We start from the raw sequence: 20,882 nt of genomic DNA, 5'->3' as shown, positions 1-20,882 counted from the left end.
GGTTGGGGTGAAGGTAATCCCGGCAGGGAGAATGGTGGGGCAAAACTTCACCCAAGTGAACCGCCTTTAGTTAAAGCCTTAGCTCCTTTGTCCACTGCTTAAATCAGCAACGCCTAAAAGCCAATTTTGTGCAATTGCTGATTCAAAAGGTGCTTTAGTTTAAACACAGGACAGCGACTCGAGGGCACTGAAGAATTTTCTCCAATCAACTTTGCATTGGGAGCTACATTAGCTACCTGGCTTTGAGCAATCTGGAGTGCAGCATGAGCCGTTGCAAGCGCTTTAGAATCTTTGTTTATGGCCGATATCTGCTGCAGATAGGCGTTGAGGTAGCGCATTCTCACCTGAGGATCATCGCTGGAGCGACTAAGAAAGGGTAGATCAAGCTCAGTCATAAATCGAATCGCCAGCATAGGGATCGGGCTCCGCAGAGGCCGAAAGTCTGGATTGTGTAGCCCTGGGCTTTCGTTATGCTCATGAAATTCTCCAATCATCAGCCCTTCTTCTACAAAGAAGGGCTTTAATTGCTGCTGAATTCGATCAATTAAAGCTGTCTGCTCAAACAGCCCTGAAATATCTGGGAAAATCAGTAAAATTGCTTTGTATATAGCTAGATCACCCTGCTGTGGCTCCATTGTCAAAAACTGCGTTCGATAGCTTTTCACCAGATCGGCAATTTGAGGCTCTTCCAGGCCTTCGGTGTGGACAACGACGCTTTTGATAGTATCCATTCGCAGCGCTCTTGGCACGAATGGACAGACAATTCCTGGCCGCCCTAACTTAGGATGGGGGCTACCCAAAAACTCCTTTATCCAATCTTGAATTTTTTCTCTATAGACGATATCCGCAGCTTTTTTGGATGTTGTGAGCATAGTTAAAGCCAGAAAAAAGACAAAACGATAAAGCCTTGAAAGATGTTAAAGAAAGGTAGAATTAATTTCAACGTTGCCTTAAACGATATAGTTTCTAGACGGACAAGAGTTTTAGCCTTGATCCAAGAAAATATCGAACGGGTGAAATCAGAAATTATTAATTTATGATTTGATAGACTTTTGATGAACTAATTGCTAGAAGACAGCATCAATGGGCTTTTGTGTGCCCTCAACCAAATAGCTAGTACTAACGGTGAGCCTAGGGAGCATAGGGCTAACGGTTGACAAGCTACTTTGATTTGTACAGACTCCAGAAAAAAGCGACATCAAAATTTGAACCAAGGTAGTGCCTATCGTCCATTTAGGCGTTTCGTCGCCATTTTGGATTTGCTTTCATCGTGGAAATTACGGAAACTTCACCAATAATCAGCTGAGAATAAAGTTATTGACTACAATCGAGCGTTTCTATTCTCAGAGGTCTAGGCATTGAGGCTAATCTAGATTTGCCTCTAGCCTAGGTCCTTTCTATATAAAGTTAGGGCTAAGCTTAGTTCAGCAAGTTTCAAGGAAACTTTACTTGCATCGATTATAAGAATGGCATTTTTCCGAAGCAGACTTACAACCGATCTAGCTAGCCAAAAAACATATTGAGAACATGGCTATTAATTCCTAAATGCTGCGCTACCAAGATTTCTAATAGTTTTTCTCAGTTGATGTGTGCGCCCAAAAATATGCTGTCAAAAAACAAAGACGTGGCTGTCTGGCCCTCTGAAGAAGTAGCGGCAGAAAGCGATTCAGGACAAAACCTTTGCAGTGACTGGGTTGAGGCGTGGGACAGCATCTCTTCAACGACATTGCTCCATCAACTCTTCGAAATGCAGGCTGAACATAGCCCCGGAAGCATTGCTATAAGAGCTGAGGAGCAGTGCCTATCCTACCAGCATGTTAACGAGCAAGCTAACCGTTTTGCCTATTACCTTCATCAACAGGGCCTAATTGCCGACACAGTCGTAGGGCTATTTATTGATCGCTCACCAGCCATGGTGATTGCCATGCTAGGCATCCTCAAAGCCGGAGGTGCCTACTTGCCGCTCGATCCCGACTATCCAAGCGATCGCACGGCTTCAATTTTGGCTGAATCTGGAGTCTCACTGGTAGTCAGTTATTCCCACCTGATAAAAAACCTTCCCCAGGAGAATATCAATGTCATTTGCCTAGACCTTGAGCAGGAGAAGATTGGACGTCAGAAGCACATAAACCCAAATTTCCCGATCAATGTTAATCACCTAGCCTACGTCATCTACACCTCGGGGTCTACAGGAACTCCAAAGGGGGTGATGATCCCACACAAGGGCATTTGTAATCAGCTATTTTGGCGGCAGACCACCTTCCCGTTAACACCGTCAGATCGGGTACTGCAAAACATCTCCTTTAGCTTCGACCCATCGGTATGGCAAATATTTTGGCCGATATCCTGTGGGGCACAGATAGTTTTGCCAAAGCCAGGTGGGCAACGGGATATTGCCTATCTAGTCGAATTGATTGCAAGAGAGCAAGTTACGATCTTGGCATTGGTGCCCTCAGTGCTGAAGGTTTTTCTAGAACAAACGAAAGGTGCTCAGAGCACGCCGCTCCGGCACGTCTTCTGCGGGGGTGAGGCGCTACCTACCACTCTCCAAGATCTCTTTATAAACAAGTTTGGAGCAACAACACAATTACACAATGTTTATGGCCCAACTGAAGCCTCTATTGACGCTACTTGTTGGACTTGCCAACCTGGTCTAGAGACTGCGATCGCTCCAATTGGTCGTCCAATTGCAAATGCTGAGGCCTACGTCTTAGATGAGCACCTGCAGCCTGTGGCAACGGGAGATTCGGGAGAACTTTACATTGGAGGGCGGGGGTTAGCGAGGGGCTACCTCAAACGACCTGACCTAACCGCAGAACGCTTTATACCCCACCCTCACTCCTCCGATACTGAAACTCGGCTCTACAAGACAGGCGACTTAGTCCGCTACCGATTCGACGGAAATCTCGAGTTTCTAGGACGTTTAGATTCTCAGGTAAAGATACGTGGATTTCGCATCGAACTTCAGGAAATTGAAGTAGCTTTGACCCAGCATCGCAGCGTTGCTGAATGTGTTGTTTTGGCCTCTCAATCTGATATAGAGAATTCCTGTTTGGCAGCCTATATCGTAACTGCCGGTTCCGGTCGCTCTACAGCCCAAGAGCTTAACAACTTCTTAAGAGGTAGGTTGCCCGACTATATGGTGCCTGCACATTTCATTTTCCTGGATGAGCTGCCACTAAATGCCAACGGCAAAATTGATAAGAAGAAGCTACCTGAACCCAGTTTAGACCGCCAGGCTTTTGAGAATGACGTTGTTTCGCCTAGAAATGAAACAGAGCTCAGGCTAGCCCAGATCTGGGAACAGGAGCTTCAACTTGGGCCTATTGGAATAACTGATAGCTTCTTTGAGCTAGGCGGAAACTCTTTACTCGCTGCCAGTATGTTGATTAAGGTCGAAGATGTCTTTGGCCGATCGCCCTCTCTGGGCAATTTTTTCCAGTTGCCCACCATTGAAGCATTGGCTAAAGCTTTGCAGGAGACATCAGAGGATAACTCTAAGCAGTCTCTAGTAGCTATTCAACCCTACGGATCAAAATCGCCGCTGTTTTGCGTGCATACTAGAACTGGAAGTGTGCTTGATTACTATACATTGGCTCAGCAGTTAAACCGCGAACAGCCAATCTATGGATTACAAGCCCGAGGTTTGAGCAGTAGCGAAGATGTAGATTACCGGGTTGAAGCTATGGCCCGTCGCTATATTCGAGAGCTACAGACACTTCAACCTACAGGGCCATACTTTTTGTGTGGTTATTCGTTTGGCGGTTTGGTGGCCTATGAGATGGCCCAACAGCTGGTGCAAGAAGGCCAGACAATAGGATTGCTGACACTGATTGATACTTACTGCCTCACTAAGTCCTGGTTTGACTTCAGCACTCCTACAATTTTGGGCCAATTAAGGGGCAAACTGAGCGCTGGGGTGCGGAGAGTTCACCAGAAATGGCTATCCCTAGGTTACTTGCGATCGCACTCTTCGGAAGCAGTTTTAGAGAGAATGATGGCTATTAGCGAAAGAGCTATCAGAAGTTACAAGCCCCAACCCTATTCAGGGTCAGTGCTGTTGTTGAGGGCCACCCAACTCCCAGAAAAGGCTAATCTAAGCCCTCAGTTTGTAGATGAAACTCTGGGATGGGAAAAATTGGTAACTGGAGGAATTAAAGTTCACTCTGTGTCAGGAAATCACTTTAATCTGTTCGAAAAACCCAATGTCTTCGAACTGGCAAATTATCTCAATCGTTTTCTTCCATGAGCTACGAACTACTCGGGAGTGATGCTGAATAGTAGTATGAATTTGTGGAAATCTAAATGAGTCCTCAATGCGTCTAGCCCTTGCTTCATACCCCAAATCAATAACGCTAGCTATTTGAGGACGTACGTGGCTTGTTAAGACGATGACCCTATAAAGCTTGCTCTGTAAGGTTTCTGAGCTTGGTTAAAAAACGATTACTGGTGAATAGTGTTGTTCTTATTGGACTGCGCACTATCTCTCTGCTGGTTTTCAGTCACTATGTTCATCTCCTGGTTCATCCAGCCGTAGCCGGTCCTGGTAAAGCTCAAGGGCTCGGTATGCTCCCGTTGATGCTCTGCCTCGTTTTTCTGGGGCACTGCTAGCCATCCTCACAACTAAGCATAGCTTCGCTTAAAATGATCAAAATGCGCTTAGTTGCTAGCTTGTGCGACTAGTTGTTCTGGCTTAATCTCACACTTCTATTTACAGAAAAATCTGACGTAGTTAAGTGGTAATTGTCCAAAACAGCTGCAGTGTTGGACAAATTTAGACCGTTTCACGAAAGAGCTGTCAAGGAGATTGTGATGCTGCTCTGAGACACGGGCAGCCGCTCAGGGGGCCTATTTAAGCCCATTTGTGGTCACCCCTAATCAGCAGCTCGCGCGTGGACCTTGTTGGTTAATCAAAGGCAAGCAGCACCATGTTGAATTCCCCTGCCTAACCTGACTTGAGCAGTTTTTACAGCAAGTTTTGTATTATCCCAATCGTTGCACCAGATGCAGCGGTTCTGGTTCTCCAACACTAGTCAGTTTTAGAGCATTTCTGGGCAATACCCGCAGTACTTCCTCTACAGTTGTGATGCCAGCCATGACTTTCTCAATGGCCGATGTTCGAAATGAGATGGAGTCGCTCTTGCTGAGGTGGCGGCGCAGTTGAGTCATGGTGCCATCGTAGATCAACTCGCGAATGCGATCATCCACCTCCAGCATCTCGACTACTGCCTCCCGCCCTGAATAGCCGGATTGGAAGCAGGCCGGGCACCCCCGCCCTCGTCGCCAGTTGCCTTTTTTGATTTGAGCGGCATCCAGTTGCAGTATGGCCAGGAGTTCTGGGTTGGGTTGGGTGGGTTCAGCGCAGTGAGGGCAGATGCGCCGCACCAGGCGTTGAGCGACCACCCCTAGAAGGGCGTCGCTGATCAACCCTGGATCTGGCCCAATATCTTTAATCCGGGGAATTGCCCCGGCCGCATCATTGGTGTGCAGAGTGGTGAACACCAGGTGGCCGGTGAGGGCAGCCCGAATGGCGGTTTCTGCGGTTTCGTGGTCCCGCACTTCCCCCACCATAATGATGTCTGGATCCTGCCGCAGGATGGATCGCAGCCCCGCCGCGAAGGACATACCTGCCGCTTCGTTCACTTGGGTCTGGGTAATGCGGGGCAGCACATATTCTACTGGGTCTTCTACCGTGACCACGTTGACATGCTCAGTGGCGATCGCCTGCAAGCTGGTATAGAGAGTACTAGTTTTACCGGAGCCGGTCGGGCCGGTGAAGACAATGATGCCCTGGGGCTGTTCTAGCCAGGTTTTGTAAATCTTCAGCGCTTTGGGCGAAAACCCTAGCTTGTCAATGGTGGTAAAGGGGTTTTCGCGGGGCAGCAGGCGCACTACGGCTTTTTCACCACAAACGCAGGGTAAGGTGCTGACTCGCATGTCCATACTCTGGTCGGCTTCGTTGTCGACCTGGTATTTTTCCCCAATGCGGCCATCCTGGGGCCGGCGGCTGTCGGCAATATCCATGTTGGCCATCACCTTCAGGGCTACGATCACCCGGCGGCTGATTTCCCCTGGCAGCAGGGTAATATCGCGCAGTACCCCATCAATCCGGTACCGCACCCGCAGCCCTTCTAGGGTCGGTTCCAGGTGAATATCGCTGGCTTGGTGCTGCAGGGCGCTGGAAATGATGGCCTTGATCCGCTCAATTTGCCCCTCTGCCTTGGACAGAAATAGCTCAGTGGTCTCGCCAATATCATCGGTCGATTGCTGGCCGGTGATTGGGTCCAGCAGACGGCTAGAGGTAATGCGGCTCAGATCAGCGGTGCGAGTATGGTACCAAGCCCGATAGCTCTTGGCTGAAATGGGTAGGACTTTAATGGTTGTCAGGGTGCGATCGCTAATCGTCTCCAAGGCCTCGGCGGAAACGTCAACCGGGCTGCCCAGGTAAAAGCAGCTTTGCCACAGTAGCAGCGGCACCACAGGGGGCAGTTTTTGCCCCTGGCAATACTGAAAGAAGCGACTGCAAACCTCTTCGTCCAGCAGGTCTAGCTTGAGGATGCCCTCGTCATCGCGCACAAGGCTAAGAGCCTCTTCACAAGAAATTTTTCCCTGTTTGAGTTGTTTCCAAGCAGAAACTGGCCAAGGTACGGTTTGCATAGCATCGGGCTCCTAAATATAAGGATGATGAAAAACTGATCCAGCCCCACCAACTGCCAGAACAGAAACCGCTTCTCATCCTTATTTTGAATGACGGTTGGAGGAATAACCAAAGGGTAAAGTAACCAGCCAGCTCGGGCAAAAACCAAAAGCTGGCTGGAGGGGTTACGTCAGAACTAGGGTGATTGACTCAACACCAGTTAAGCAGTCGCACCATTTAAGGCGATCGAGCGATTATCCGTTCGCCAAATACAGTAGGTAATGCCAGATCCCTGGGCATTGACGTACATATACTTGCCATTCTGAGAGAAGCAAGCACCTGCAAACTCGGCAGTGCTGCCGGGAATGATGTTGCGACAGAACTCAAACAAACCACCGCTAGCATCCACTCCAACCACCCGCTGGCTGAAGTTAGGCGCGCCTGGTTGGCCACCGCTGCCGTCTTCACAGAGGTAGAGGGTGCCATCTCGAGCAACCGTGATGTTGTCAGGGCCGTCCAGGAGGTTTTCACTCGTCGACTCAACTACCAGGGTGACCGTTTCAGTGGTAGGGTCATAGGCCCACACCTGCCCTTCGCCCTTATCTCCAGCATTACTGCAAACCCAGTAATGCTTGCCCTGGTGATACCAGGCACCTTCACCCCGATACCACGCAGCAGCTCCTTTAGCCAGCGCTTCATAGCGCAGGGTATCTCCCTCTGGGTCAACATCATCTAGCTTGACCCACTCTACGCTGAGGGGCTGTCCCAGGAAAGGTAGCAGGCTGCCGGAACCATTTGCGCCTAGGCCACGGGTATCAACTCCGCTAAAGCTTCCGCCCCGGTCATTCGTCCCGCCGGTGGGAATTAAGGCTCCGGTACAGTCAGAACGCTGCCCTGGCTTAATTACCATGGCGTAGAGGTCACCCCCTTGCTGCAGATCGCCAAAGCCATTGGGTTTCCGCACCTTAGGAACAAACTTGTAGTAGGCGCTATCACCCCGGTCTTCGGTTTCAAAGATATATCCAGTCTGAGGATCAACTGAAACCGCTTCATGGTTCATGCGGCCCATGGCCACTAGGGGGATAGCGTCAACCGCTTGGCCCAACTGAGAAGGAACCTCGAAGTTGTAGCCGTGCTTTTTGGTCACCCGCGGGTCGGTAGCCGGAGTGGCTACATTTTCCTCAGAGGAAATCCAGGATCCCCAAGGAGTAGGGCCACCGGCACAGTTGCGGATGGTACCACTTAGGGAAACATAGTGCCGGACTACTTGACCATCGCGATCAACTTCGACCGTGGTGGTGCCGCCGCCGCCGCTGTTGAAAGCGCTACCTGTGTAAGGGTCATATTGCTTACCATTTGGCGCAACGGTGCCACCCCCCCCAGGATTCCGCTCATGGTTGCGCACCAGAATATAGTTGCCATTGCGCCCCTGAAAAGCGGCCATGCCATCGTGGTTTCCAGGCACAATCGCACCGTCGGACATTGTCTGCCCTTGAATGGAGATAGCGGTGTATTGAAACTTTTCAGGCAGGGTAATCAAGGGAGTATCAGCCAGGCTCCCCAAACTCTTGGTGTTGTTGGGCAACTTAGGAACGGGGGTGCCGAACCCCGGCACTGTAAAACTAGCGGTATTACAGGTTCCTTGGGCCATAGCCCGACGAGCATTCAGCAAGCCCATGGGAGCCACTGCTGTACCTGCCGCCGCTGCAGACATCAGCATGACAAACTGACGCCGTGAGAAATTAGACATCGTACCCTTGCTCCTCTTTAAATCATTAAATCTTACAGACCGTTGCAGAGCCAAAGGCAAAGAAAATTACTCTAGAGTTACCCCTAAAGCTGACTAAATAACTCCTTTGACCAAAATTTATCAATCCCTTTTTATGGATGAGATAAATTCAACCATAACAGGACAACCACTCCAGTTAATGGCTAGCTTGAGCGGGTTTTTCTGTAAGCAATACTGACCCATCAAAGTACTCATTGCAACCGTATTAAAGTTAAAATCTGGTTAATCAAAATTTTTTGATTAATTAAATAATTGAGCTCACGATGTTCGGCTTTCACTTCTTTAAAAGCCAAATAAAAATTAATAAATTGTAAAATTAATGTGAATTCAAACTGTAGAAAATGTGAAGGATGTTATTCTCTAAGGCTGCTAGGAGTAGCATTTACGAACTAACTCCTGACGATGCTGAGAGTTATTGACTATCAGAGCCTTATCCAATAAGGCGCAGGCTTGCCTGTAGTTTACCTGAGGGCGGTGAAATATAGCGATTTAGTCGAGAGCATTTATTAATTGATCGTATTCCTCGGAGCTCAAACGACCTTGACGAAACGCCTCACCCGCTTGAACAGACGGATCCCGGCTCACCAATGACGATGGTAGGGCCTGGGCTAGGGTTGTTGAGGTTCGGCCTTCATCGGTCGAGTCTAACCCCAGTAAACTGTACGAAGAATAATAGTATTGAGCAGTTTGAAGAGCAGTCCGGCGATTGCTCGACCACTGTTCTCGGGAAACATTAAGACTAAAAATTGGCACCACTCGTCCGTTGAGTTGACCTAAAACGTTGATCTGGACTGAGCTTAACTCCGAATTTTGAGTAAAGGCTTTCGTAATTTCATCGGCTGCTGCAGATTCAGCTTGCCTATCCAAGTCACCCCGTGTAGGCGTGCCATAAACCTCTACCGTTACAGTCATGGAATCCGGCTCTGCCTGAACAGGTTTGCCAAGCGAAAACGCTTCAAGGAAAAAAGCAAGAACTGCTGCTGCCAGTAACTTTTCTACCATCTTTTTAAGATCTGGCAATGATAAAAAATTCAGCATAAAACGCTTTTCTTAACCAACAAGAACCAAATTCATCAACGAAAGTATTTTTTCACTAAATGGGGATTCTTCAGGTAAAAAAGCAGTTAAATCAACCCCATATTTTCTTAACCTAAGGAATTTATTTTGAGTAAATTACGTGTAGTTACTGGTTTACTGCTGAGTAGCATATGAAACAGCTAAATTTTCTGCTAATTCGGATCCCGAATGCAGAGTGGTACACTCAGCACAGCAACTTAGTTCTAGGCAATGTCAAAGGCGTTAAGAAGCTTTGGGCTGTCACCAGTAACGAGCTGCTTAACCCTCAACACTCTGTGTCAATGTGTCATTCCGTTTGCGTTGAGGTCCCGTCAGATCGGCGATGAATTTTACCGTGAAATTGTCTGAAGCGTCTTGGGAAAACAGCTGGCCTTGGCCGCGTCGATTAGCTTGGCCCTCTCTGAGCTGGTTAGATATTCCCGGCTGCAGCTTGTGGCTTTGTGCACCTTGAACGGGCTGCTGTTTTCCCTAGTGGCAACTAAGGCCAGCTTGACCGGCTTAAATCTGAACGCTGCATCTAGAACGGTGCCCATATCGTCTAGTTCAACTTTTAGTGATTGGGCGGTATCTTCAAGCATGGCTCAAACCTGTTGCTTTGCCTTGGTGCTGTGCTTACGGCATTTGTTCAACGATGAGTTATAGGATGTAGCAACTTCGCCATTTAGGGCTTGGTATTGGCAAGGTTACCCATTCTGGGTTGGGACACGTGGTTGCTCATTTTCTACCGTCCTCCAGTTGTGAGATTCAAGATGGGGACGCGATCGCCCTGCTGCAACGAATTCAGCGTCATCTTGTTCAAGTAGCAGTTGGGCAAAGTACGACGGCGATTGCAACTGCTTATGCCCATTACAGTCCTAATTCATTAGCTCCTGTACTAGGCACGGTTCCTATTCTGCTGCTGCACGGATTTGATAGTTCTCTGCTGGAATTTCGGCGGGTGTTTCCCTTACTGGCGCATCGTCACGAAACCTGGGCGATTGACTTGTTGGGTTCAGGATTTACTGAATACACAGCTACGCTGGCGGTCAATCCCCAGACAATCCGGCAACATCTGCTTAGCGTTGTAGAAGCTTGGATCGGGCAACCTGTAACTTTGGTGGGAGCCTCTTTGGGAGGGGCAGTCGCGATTGACTTTGCCTTGCATCATCCGGGCTGGGTGCGATCGCTCGTTCTCATGGATAGCGTCGGCTTTTCTGGCAGCTTTCCCGTTGGGCAGTTTCTTCCTCATCCGCTAATCGAACTGGGCACAAACTGGTTGTATTTTCGCAAACATGCCGCTTTGGCGGCGGCCTCAGTCTTACCGATATTGGATGCAAGCCTGATAGACGCCCTGCGCTGCTCGCTGCTGCATCAGGAGATGCCGGGGTGGAGGGATGCGATCGCATCTTTTACCCAGAGTGGGGGTTACGCGAACTTGAGCAATGCGATCGCTCAAGTCACGCATCCCACCCTAATTTTGTGGGGAACAGCCGATGATGTCTTAGGAACGGCAGATGCTACTCGGTTTGAGCAAGCAATTCAAGGCAGTCGGCTGATCTGGGTTGAGGGAGCGGGGCACGTTCCCCACTTTGATCAACCTCAGGTTGTTGTGGATCACTTGCTGTCCTTTGCCCAACAGATTGAGAGATAGGAGCGCCAGAGGCAGCAGGAAGTCTACCAACCGACAGTACCCTGCCCCAATCCCGATCGCCTCCAATAGAGGAAATAGTGATTCCGTAATGTCTATGGAAACTTCTCTTCAGATTGCGCCCAATCTAGCGGCAGTCCTCTTGATGCTGCTAGGGGGAGCAGCCTTGCTCTTTCCCAAAACAATGGCGGCCTTCGTGGGTCTCGGTCCCATCGCTCCGGTGGGGATTTCTGAGATTCGCTCGACCCTGGGTAGTTTCTTTTTGGGGCTAGGAGCCGCCTGTTTGTGGTTGCAGTCTACCGATGCCTTTACCGTCCTCGGGGTAGCTTCGTTAGTGGCTGCGGCCGTGCGGTTGATATCGAGCATCGTTGACCGCAGCGTCACCCTTAAAAATATTGGCGGTGTGGTGGCAGAAGCCTGCTTGGGGGCTCTGTTTTTGCTGAGCTGGATGCGGCAGGCTTGAGCCGAAACCAGCTCATTGGTACTAGGGCAGTGAGAGCCAAGTGCCATGAAAGCCATAGGGAACCCGCTGCGGCATCTGAATGCGGGCAACGGGCCCATCCGTCATGGCCTGCGTGCTGACAATGACTAACTCAGATACATCCTGAGCTTCGTCGTGCACAAAGGTCATCAACCAGCCATCATCCTCGACAGTTGCGTTTGGCCGCGGTACGAAGACCCCTTCGCCGCCATAGCGTCCGGTTCCAAACGAATGAACCTGAACGCTCCCATTGTCCAAATCAAACTTCAGTAACCCATCAAACTTCGGCACTGTGGTAGGCGCACTCTTGCCAGCATAGCCATAGCGGGACTGCCTACCCAAATACTGCTCATTGATGCGAGGAAACTCGCAGGCGCGATCGTCGAGAGCCTGTTCTTGCACAGCCCCTGTCTTCAGGTTAAATCGCCACTGGTAGAGCAAGGGCACGTCGCTGCCAACCTGGTGATTGTCTCCCTCGTGGGCATCAGGAGACGCCCCCAAAACGTTGGTATTACCTGTACGACAAGCCATCAGAACAATGTCATCCCCATCCTCATAGGCATTTAGGGTGTGGAAGACATAGCAGCTGGGTGCTTCAAACCAGCGAATCGACCTGTTGTCGCCATGGCGAGGCAGAATTCCAAATCGACTGGGGCGATCGCGCTCGAAGGCAAAGGCCGCTTCTCCCCGCTGCAACCGCTCCAAGCGGAAGGTGAGGGGCAAATCCATGAAAAGGGTGTAGTGCTCTGTAATGGCGAAGTCATGCATCATCACCCCAACCGGCAGATCGATCGGGACTGTTCGCAACAGTTCTCCCTCAGCCGACACGACACTATATTTGACGTAGGGCGGTTGGGCTAGCGAATACCCAAAGAACATCATTTCCCCGGTCACCGGATCCACTTTAGGATGGGCCGTCACGGGAGAGGCCAGCTTGCCGTTGAAGGTGTAGGCACCAACTGTCTCTAGCCCAGGCACATCAATCGCGTGTGGTTCCCCCCCTTCCCAAAGCGCCAACAGGCGATTGCGATGCCATACGAGTGCTGTATTGGCCACGTTTTTGAAGCCGCCTTGAGACGGTTGAAGCAATCCACCAAACACGGCCTGCCCTGCTTGTCGCTCCTGCTCAAACCCCTGCGTCCGAATATAGCGATTGCGGTAGCTCGCTTTGCCGTCTTGGATGTGAACGCCATGTAGCATGCCATCCCCATCGAACCAGTGGTAAAGCCCCAAGGGTGAAAACTGAGGATTTGGACCGTTGCGAACAAACATGCCACTCAGTTCGGCTGGTAACTCGCCAACGACAGGTAGCTGCTCGACCGTCAACTCTGTCTCGATAGGGGCAAAGTTACCGGTGAGGTAGGGGTTGAGGGTGGTTGTCATAAAACCAGTAGGTTGACGATAAGCGGGAGCGTTCATGGTCTTGTGGGATAGCCGTCTTGGCTGTCCAACTCAGACAGGCAGGATGCCTATCTCACAATGCCATCATCAGGACAGGCAGGCGATCACAAGTTCAAGGTAGCTGATATTTGAGTAGAACCGGACAATAGTTCTGGGGGGCGATTGCATCTTTAAGGCAAACCTTCTTTGTGATGCTGGCTGTGCGATCGCTCCACACCATGCTCCCAAGTTGAGCTGACTGTACTGCGATCGACATTGCTTGAGGTGAGGGCTTGAACAGAAAATTCGCAAAATTGGCTGGCTTTTTGCGAAATGATGATCTCTCGTGCTGTAGTTCTCTTTGGCAAAGTTGAAGTTGAGTCACCCTGCCCCCTCGGTATAGCTATATCGAGGGGGCAGCGGTTTTATTGATAATTATTAGGGCAACTGCCCGGAAGGCGATCGCGCCAGCTCTTCCTGAAGCAGGTTTTCGTAGACGCGCGGCAGTCGGGCGGTCATGCTGTTTGACTCGATACCATAGCCAAGGCTGGTCCAGGTGCCAGAGAGACGGCGCAGCACTTCATCTAGGCGACCGTCCCGTAGGGCGTTAGGAATGTCCAAATCCCAGGCGGAAGTATCTCTGAGCCAATGGTAGACCACCAGGTCCTGTGATTCGGGGTCAAAGCTGTAGTCGCCCCAGGAGCTAAACCAGCTGGAGGACTTGGGATGATACTGGCGGGCTTTTTCTTGCCAGGTGCCGGTTAAAAACTGGTAGCGCCCGGCAGCGGTAGTGCAGTGCCCCTGATTTGGCCCAGCCACAATCTCCACGCAGATGTTGGGATGGTGGTTGAGCTGCTGCACGGTGTTACCGCCGTAGAGCACGTTGTAGGGTTGGTTGGTGTTTGACTCGGCGGCAGAAATTGTGCGCATTAGGGCGCGAACGTAGGGGTCACCCCCGGTCATAGCCAACGGTTCAGGATGGCTGACCCATACAGTCTCTTGAATTTGCCGCAGCGAGGGATGGGGCAGCGATCGCACGCCCACAAACCCTGCACCCAGCAGCAGCAGGGCGATAAATAGCGCTCGCCGCTGCTTTGCCTTCTGAATCCGGCGCTGCCGGGCAAGGGTAGGAGAGGAGCTAGAGGGCAGTGAGGTCACAGGCAGCGACATAATTCAGGAACAGGGGCTAGATGCACCTAGTGCAGGGAACAGGGCAAGCGCCCTGCACCGCCCTGGAGACAGTGCAATTAAGCCATTGCAATGGTAGCTCATCGGCCCAGAAACCTGAGCCGGGGTGCGGCCCCTATCGATCTACCGACCCCATAATGATGTCGATACTGCCTAGAATGGCCATGATGTCGGCTACCTTCACCCCCTTCAACAGGTGGGGCAGAATTTGCAGGTTGTTGAAGTCAGCAGCCCGCACCTTAAAGCGCCAGGGGAAGATGTTGTCGTTGCCCATGATGAAGACGCCCAGTTCACCCTTGCCACTTTCTAGGCGCACATAGTGTTCCCCAGCCGGAATTTTGAAGGTAGGGGCAATCTTTTTGCCGATGAACTGATAGTCAAAATTGTTCCACTCGGATTTCGGGCCTTCGGCCATGCGCTTGGCCTCAAGGTTCTCGAATGCGCCGCCAGGAATTTGGGCGCAGGCCTGGCGCAGAATTTTGACGGATTCTCTCATTTCGCGAATGCGCACCTGGTAACGGGCCATGCAGTCGCCAGCGGTTTCGTACTGCACATCCCAATCAAAGTCGTCGTAGCATTCGTAGTGGTCGACCTTGCGGAGATCCCACTTGACGCCAGAGCCCCGCAGCATGGGACCTGAGAGCCCCCAGGAAATCGCTTCGTCGCGGGTGATGGTGCCAATGCCCTCAATGCGGCGGCGGAAGATGGGGTTGTTGGTGATTAGCTTTTCGTACTCATCGACCTTGGGCAAAAAGTAGTCGCAAAAGTCTAGGCACTTGTCGAGCCAGCCGTAGGGCAGGTCAGCGGCTACTCCGCCAATGCGGAAGTAGTTGTTGTTGACCATGCGGTAGCCGGTAGCGGCTTCCCACAGGTCATAGATCATTTCGCGCTCGCGGAAGATGTAGAAGAAAGGTGTCTGGGCGCCAACGTCGGCGAGGAAGGGGCCAAGCCACAGCAGGTGGTTGGCAATGCGGTTGAGCTCCAGCATGATGACGCGAATGTAGCTGGCCCGCTTGGGCACCTCAATGTTGGCCAGTTTCTCGGGGGCATTAACGGTAATCGCTTCGTTAAACATGCCCGCCGCGTAATCCCACCGGCTGACATAGGGCACAAACATGAGGTTGGTGCGGCTTTCGGCAATTTTCTCCATGCCTCGGTGCAGGTAGCCAATTACCGGCTCGCAGTCGAGCACGTCTTCGCCGTCAAGGGTGACAATCAACCGCAGCACCCCGTGCATGGAGGGATGGTGGGGCCCCATGTTGAGCACCATGGGTTCGGTCTTAGTTTCAATAATCGACATAGGGGCTACCCAATCGTCAAATCTAGTTCTGCTGTATCTTTGAGTATCTTAATGGGTATCGCCTCAGTTGGCATACGAAGCAGGGATTGAGATTGCTGATGGCAGAGCCAGAGTTTTATCACGTGCCGGTGCTGCCTGAGGCGGTGCTCGAAGGGCTTAATATTCAGCCTGGTGGGCGGTATTTAGACGCGACTGCCGGCGGCGGTGGCCACAGTCGACTGATGCTTGAAGCTGATCAAACCGTGAGGGTGGTGGCTGTGGATCAAGATGCGGCAGCGATCGCGGCCACCCAGGCCAATTTGGCCGAGTTTGGCGACAGAGTTTCGCTGTGGCACGGCAACTTTGCCAACTTTGACCCCGCCGGAAATCTCTTCAACGGCGTTTTGGCTGACCTAGGGGTGAGTTCGGTGCAGCTCGATGTGGGCGATCGCGGCTTTAGCTTTCGCCAAACCGCCCCCCTCGACATGCGCATGGACCCGCGCCAAGACCTCACCGCCGCCGACATCGTCAACCACTGGGATGAAACTGAGCTGGCTAACTTGATCTATACCTACGGCGAAGAACGGCTTTCTCGCCGGATTGCCCGCAAGATTGTCGACCAGCGCCCTTGGCAGACCACCACGGATTTGGCTGAGGCCATTTCCTACTGCGTGCCGCGCAGCTATCGCTATGGCCGGATTCATCCGGCCACTCGCACCTTTCAGGCGTTGCGAATTGCGGTCAACCAAGAGTTGAAAGTATTAGAAACCTTGCTGAAAGTAGCCCCTAGCTGGCTAACCCCGGGTGGACGGTTGGTAATCATCAGTTTCCACAGTTTGGAAGATCGCCTGGTCAAGCACACCCTAAAAGACGCTCCCGACCTCAAAGTAATCACTAAAAAGCCTGTGATCGCCACCGAAACTGAAGTGAGCCAAAACCCCCGTGCCCGCTCGGCTAAGCTACGGGTGGCCGAACGCACTGTCGCGCTGTAGCCTAGCGCTCAAAGCTGCGATCGTTACGTTTATTGATGAAGAAATTGCCCCAAACGTAGCTGAGGTAACAATCGCGCAATCCAGGGTAAAGATTAAAATTAATTCGCAAGAAAAAGACTTGCCTTATATTTGCTTCAACTAGACTTAAAAAGTAGGAAAAAGTTCCTGCTCAAATTTCAATCCTCACTATAAGAAACCACCATGAACACCCTAGACGACAAAAGTTACTGCTTTTCCGTACTTCCTGGAACTCGCGATCATCGGGGCTTTTTTGTACAAGATACGACCTATGAACTAGTCGACGTCAGTGCTGCAGGGTGGGCACGTATCTGTTTAGACAGCTCCGCTTGCTACTACGTAGATCCCGCCAATATCAAATCCTTTTGTTAGTTCGATTGGATCTCATTCAGCCTGAGTTCTGACCATTGGTAGGGTTTATACCAGACAGATCTGGGCTTTGCCTTTGGTTTGAATTAATGTGTGAGAAATCGTTATTCCAACCATAATTCTTGCGAAAGATCGTTATCTATTATGAACGCTGCAACCCGAGTTTTTTCGGTGTACGTGTCAGATTTCGCCATTGAGCTTCGAGATGATGGCAATCAATATTCTGGGGATGGGCGACTGGTTTGTAGACAGCGCAACTACGACAGTCTGTTCAAGTTTGCCAAAAATATGGCCCTCAACCGCGCCGTTCCCCTGCGGGATTACACCCGTTCAGAAGCCCAATATCAGTACTAGGTAGACGGGCATTGCGTTGCCTTGTGCTCCGTTTCATACCTCGTTAGATAGAGAAATCTATTAGCATTGCAACCCTTTAAATCTAAAGGGCTGCAATGCTGATGGAATCTGTTGAAGGAGACGAAAAGTAGATTAGGCTATTGCGCAAATGGCTGGTCCACGGTGGATGCCCGAAGTTGTTTGCAATCCAAATCTCCCCAACTTAGAGGACTTTGAGCCTCTAGATTCCCTTAATTGAGGGAAACTTTGCTGACGCAATTGATTGCTTACATGTCGTCTTACAAGGCAGAATCATACCCCTGCCGACCCAGCTGTGCCAGCCGGGGGACTCGTCCCAAGCGACCGGTCATCAGCCGTAGGGCCAGGCGTTTGAGGGGAGAAACGTGGCTGAGTACCCAAAGCCCGCTGCGTCGTAGCACTACTATGGGCAGAAGCCGGTTTGAGAAAATGCGGGTCAATCCATCGGTGAAACTGAGAATCACCCAGTTCTCTAACCGTCGCCAGCGTTCGTAGCGGCGCAGCACAGTGAGGCTGCCTAGGTCTTGGCCCTGCTGATGGGCAGCCGTTAGAACTTCTGCTAAGGCCGCAGCATCGCGAATGCCCATATTTAGCCCTTGCCCGCCTACGGGGTGGCAACTGTGGGCGGCGTCTCCCACCAAGGCTAGGCGGGGTAGAACGTAGCGATCGCACTGCATCAGCTGCACTGGGAACATCGCTGGCGCAGTCAGTCGCTTGAGCCGCCCCATCTGGCTACCATAGCGCTGCTCTAACTCAGCCATAAACTCGGCTTCGGGCATGTGCAAAACAGCCTCGGCCTCGGCGTGGGGGGCTGTCCACACGACCTGGCAGCGCTGGCCAGGTAGGGGCAAAATGGCAAAGGGACCGCTGGGCCAAAAGCGCTCGTAGGCGGTGTTTTGGTGGGAGTGCTCGGGTTCTAGCACAGTAGTCACACAGGACTGGCGGTAGCGCCAGCCAACGCTGCCGATGCCGGCCCGCTGGCGTAGGGAAGAGCCCTTGCCGTCAGCAGCAACGAAGAGGGGTGATCGCACCGTGACGTTGCCCTCCGGTGTACTCACTTCCGCTACGGTGCATTCCCTGTGGTTGTGGGTTGTCCCTAGGGTGGCTAAGCAGAGGTAATGAATGTTGGGGAAGGCTGCGATCGCTCCCTGAAGTGCCGCCATCAGTACGCCGTGCTCGGCCCCGTAGTAGACTGCATCGGTACCCAAATCGCTGGGCAAAAACCGCACGACCTTGCCGTAGTTGCCATCAGAGAGCTGCACCTGGTCAAAATGACAGATGTACGGCCCAATCTGAGGCCACAACCCGAGCCCCTTAAAAATATCAGCTGAGGTTAGCGAGAAGGCGTAGGCCCGCTGTCGCGAAGCCGCCGCTACCGCTGTTTGAGCCTCAATCACAGCAATCTGCATGCCGCTGGGAGCCAGAGCCACTGCCAAGGTTAACCCCACAATGCCTCCACCAACAATGGCCACATCCACCGTCAGCTCTGACTGTTGAATACTTGAACTGGGCTGATCGGACGGAGCAGGAGACCGAAATTGCGGGGTGGTGGCAGTCATGGGAGCAGGTCTTTGCCGTTGCTGTAGCTTTATTCTGGCGTGATGTTCTTCAAGAAATCAAGATAAGTCAGTACCTTCCAAGGTTTTCACCCAAGCATTTTGACTCGCAGTATGGCTGATTCGGTTAATCTTCTGGCTCTATGCCCGCTGCCCGGAGTTGGGCCGCTAGACGTTCGGCTCGCTGGCGCTCTTGCTCGACCTGCTCTTTGCCCCAGGGGAGCATCTCACCGAGATCGTTCCACCAGCGGAGCCAGTAGCCAGTGCGATTTTCGCGAGTGCCCTGCCAAACACCTAGGGCTAAGCCAATGTCGTCAACCCAAAAACGTTGTTGCTCGTTGGCTGAGCTGAGCTTATAGTGGCCTGACTCGCTCAGGCGGTAGACCTCTAGTGCCCCCCCTTCGGGTTCGAAGATGATGTAGTGAGCTACCTGGAGCACTTGCTCATAGAAGAACCACTTGCCGGGAGGATAGGTGGGTTTGTTGGAATATTCTCCCCCCTCGGTGTCGGAGAGAAATTCCATGACGATGGCAGGGAAGTCACCTTGCAGTTGAGGGGTGTAGCTGCGCGTCACCTCGCTTCGTGGCACACGAATTTCGGGCACATAGCCCCAGTCGGGCGCTTTGACCACAGTTTTGCCGTTGACGGTGGCGCACAGGCCGTAGTTGGTCATCACCAACGATTGGGCTGGTAAAAGTCCGGCTAGCTCCAGGCTTTCGGTCAGAGCGGCAGCAATGGCAGGCTGGTTAATGTTATCCACAGGTTCATCGTTAAGGATGAAGTCGTCGGGTAGTTTCTCCCAGGTCACTACCCAAGACGATTGGGAAGCTACAACCATAGCTAACCTCGCAAACAGCAGTGTATGGCTCGAACCTATAGTTTAGGAGACCTACGCGGCCATGGGCAGTGATCGCTGCGCCAGCACCTGACGGTAGAACTGCTGAAGCTGCCGAGTGGCGGCGGCCCAGCCCCACTGTTCTGCCTCGGTGACAGCATTGCGACGCATCAGCTCTCGCTCGTCTTTGGCCTCGATCAGGCGGCGAGTGGCAACGATGGCGCCTGATTCATCAAGCGGGTCAAAGAGAAAACCATTCACGCCGTCGGTCACAATGTCGGGAATGCCACCGGAGTTGGCCGCTACCACCGGGCAGCCTGCCGCCATCGCCTCTAGCAAGACTAAGCCCAAGGTCTCAGTGCGGGAGGGGAATACGAAAGCATCGGCCGATGCGTAAGCAGAGGCCAGATCTTCTCCACCTAGATAACCCACGAAATTAGTAGGGGTGTCGGCAAAGTGGGCCTCTAGCTCGGTGCGGTAGGGTCCGTCGCCCACTAAAGCGAGGCGGGCACCGGGGATGGCCTGGAGCACGGGCTTGATGCGATCAATTTCTTTTTCGGCGGAGAGGCGGCCGATGTAGAGCAGTAGGGGGGGCTCGGGGTGACCGCCCGAGAGGCGATCGCGCATCTCGGCACTGGCTAGTTCAGGACGAAACAGCTCGGTATCAACCCCACGCTGCCATACCTCGATATTTTCCACCCCATGCTCTGACAACTCAGACTTCATGGCGGTAGAGGTAACCAGGTTGATCTGGGCCTGGTTGTGCATGGCTTTGATCAGCTCCCACATCAGCCCTTCGAGCATGCCTAGGCCATAGTGCTCTAGATATTTGGGTAAGTGAGTGTGGTACGACGCTACCAGCGGCAGATCTAAGGTTTTGCTGTAGTAAATGCCCGCCAGTCCGAGGACTGCCGGATTCACAACATGGACTAAGTCAGGCTGAAAGCTCTCTAGCGCCTCACCAATAGACGGACGCGGCAGAGCCAGCTTTAGCTCTGGATAGAGCGGCAGCGGAAAGCCAGATACACCGTGAATTTTTGCTCCTCGATACTCGGTTAAGCCTCCCTCTGGGGAAAACACCAAAACCTGGTTGCCCTGGCGCTGCAAATGATCAACGGTGTGCTTAAGACGGGTTACAATGCCGTCTACTTTCGGCAAAAAGGTCTCGGTGAAGAGAGCAATCCGCATAACAATCGAGGGGGCTAAGTGAAGATGATTGAAAATAGAAGAATGAATTTGCAAATAGGCCAAAATCACAGCGTGATTTTGGCCTATTTACTTA

Annotated in this window: 15 protein-coding genes; 5 read left to right on the top strand and 10 right to left on the bottom strand. The window is 51.9% G+C overall.

Annotation, left to right across the window (positions count from 1 at the left end):
* Positions 1–113 precede the first annotated feature (113 nt).
* On the bottom strand, positions 114–872 hold the full coding sequence (locus tag H6F59_RS24560; protein WP_190707177.1) for a DUF6875 domain-containing protein: 759 nt from the start codon (positions 870–872) through the stop codon (positions 114–116).
* Between the two features lie 731 nt (positions 873–1,603).
* Here H6F59_RS24560 and H6F59_RS24555 point away from each other — a divergent pair.
* On the top strand, positions 1,604–4,249 hold the full coding sequence (locus H6F59_RS24555; protein WP_199325959.1) for an amino acid adenylation domain-containing protein: 2,646 nt from the start codon (positions 1,604–1,606) through the stop codon (positions 4,247–4,249).
* 734 nt (positions 4,250–4,983) lie between these two features.
* On the opposite strand, the gene H6F59_RS24550 is transcribed toward H6F59_RS24555, so the two are convergent.
* The 3 genes from H6F59_RS24550 to H6F59_RS24540 all read right to left on the bottom strand — a co-directional run bounded on the left by H6F59_RS24550 (position 4,984) and on the right by H6F59_RS24540 (position 9,464).
* Complete coding sequence (locus H6F59_RS24550) at positions 4,984–6,657, bottom strand: GspE/PulE family protein (RefSeq protein ID WP_190707174.1); 1,674 nt, start codon at positions 6,655–6,657, stop codon at positions 4,984–4,986.
* A 200-nt stretch (positions 6,658–6,857) separates the two neighbouring features.
* A complete protein-coding gene (locus H6F59_RS24545) occupies positions 6,858–8,387 on the bottom strand; it encodes an alkaline phosphatase PhoX (RefSeq protein ID WP_190707171.1) in 1,530 nt (509 codons plus the stop codon).
* Between the two features lie 528 nt (positions 8,388–8,915).
* Positions 8,916–9,464 (bottom strand): hypothetical protein, encoded by a 549-nt coding sequence (locus tag H6F59_RS24540; RefSeq protein ID WP_190707168.1) that lies wholly within the window; start codon positions 9,462–9,464, stop codon positions 8,916–8,918.
* A gap of 745 nt (positions 9,465–10,209) precedes the next feature.
* On the opposite strand from H6F59_RS24540, the gene H6F59_RS24535 reads away from it, so the two are divergent.
* A complete protein-coding gene (locus tag H6F59_RS24535; RefSeq protein WP_190707165.1) occupies positions 10,210–11,133 on the top strand; it encodes an alpha/beta fold hydrolase in 924 nt (307 codons plus the stop codon).
* A 94-nt stretch (positions 11,134–11,227) separates the two neighbouring features.
* A complete protein-coding gene (locus tag H6F59_RS24530) occupies positions 11,228–11,593 on the top strand; it encodes a DUF4345 family protein (protein WP_190707162.1) in 366 nt (121 codons plus the stop codon).
* A 21-nt stretch (positions 11,594–11,614) separates the two neighbouring features.
* Here the strand turns inward: H6F59_RS24530 and H6F59_RS24525 are convergent, their stop codons facing one another.
* The 3 genes from H6F59_RS24525 to H6F59_RS24515 form a co-directional block, all read right to left on the bottom strand.
* The gene (locus H6F59_RS24525; protein WP_190707159.1) at positions 11,615–12,994 is read right to left on the bottom strand and encodes a carotenoid oxygenase family protein; all 1,380 of its coding nucleotides are present in this window, start codon (positions 12,992–12,994) and stop codon (positions 11,615–11,617) included.
* Positions 12,995–13,429: 435 nt separating this feature from the next.
* Positions 13,430–14,161 (bottom strand): glycoside hydrolase family protein, encoded by a 732-nt coding sequence (locus tag H6F59_RS24520; protein WP_199308945.1) that lies wholly within the window; start codon positions 14,159–14,161, stop codon positions 13,430–13,432.
* 133 nt (positions 14,162–14,294) lie between these two features.
* A complete protein-coding gene (locus H6F59_RS24515; RefSeq protein ID WP_190707156.1) occupies positions 14,295–15,479 on the bottom strand; it encodes an NAD(P)H-quinone oxidoreductase subunit H in 1,185 nt (394 codons plus the stop codon).
* Between the two features lie 98 nt (positions 15,480–15,577).
* Between H6F59_RS24515 and rsmH the strand changes: the two genes are divergently transcribed.
* Positions 15,578–16,450 carry a 16S rRNA (cytosine(1402)-N(4))-methyltransferase RsmH gene (rsmH, locus tag H6F59_RS24510; protein ID WP_190707153.1) on the top strand — a complete coding sequence of 291 codons (873 nt, stop codon included), beginning with the start codon at positions 15,578–15,580 and terminating at the stop codon, positions 16,448–16,450.
* A gap of 531 nt (positions 16,451–16,981) precedes the next feature.
* On the top strand, positions 16,982–17,191 hold the full coding sequence (locus tag H6F59_RS24505; protein ID WP_190707150.1) for a hypothetical protein: 210 nt from the start codon (positions 16,982–16,984) through the stop codon (positions 17,189–17,191).
* A 278-nt stretch (positions 17,192–17,469) separates the two neighbouring features.
* Here H6F59_RS24505 and H6F59_RS24500 read toward each other — a convergent pair whose 3' ends face one another.
* The 3 genes from H6F59_RS24500 to H6F59_RS24490 all read right to left on the bottom strand — a co-directional run bounded on the left by H6F59_RS24500 (position 17,470) and on the right by H6F59_RS24490 (position 20,788).
* Positions 17,470–18,768 carry an FAD-dependent hydroxylase gene (locus H6F59_RS24500; RefSeq protein WP_190707147.1) on the bottom strand — a complete coding sequence of 433 codons (1,299 nt, stop codon included), beginning with the start codon at positions 18,766–18,768 and terminating at the stop codon, positions 17,470–17,472.
* A gap of 124 nt (positions 18,769–18,892) precedes the next feature.
* A complete protein-coding gene (locus H6F59_RS24495) occupies positions 18,893–19,603 on the bottom strand; it encodes a Uma2 family endonuclease (RefSeq protein WP_190707144.1) in 711 nt (236 codons plus the stop codon).
* Positions 19,604–19,654: 51 nt separating this feature from the next.
* Positions 19,655–20,788 carry a glycosyltransferase family 1 protein gene (locus H6F59_RS24490; RefSeq protein WP_190707140.1) on the bottom strand — a complete coding sequence of 378 codons (1,134 nt, stop codon included), beginning with the start codon at positions 20,786–20,788 and terminating at the stop codon, positions 19,655–19,657.
* Between the last annotated feature and the right edge of the window lie 94 nt (positions 20,789–20,882).

It is taken from the genome of Nodosilinea sp. FACHB-141 (assembly GCF_014696135.1).
Taxonomy (GTDB): domain Bacteria; phylum Cyanobacteriota; class Cyanobacteriia; order Phormidesmidales; family Phormidesmidaceae; genus Nodosilinea.
The sequence above is the reverse complement of the archived record's forward strand: the minus strand, read 5'-3'. Positions and strand labels throughout refer to the sequence as shown.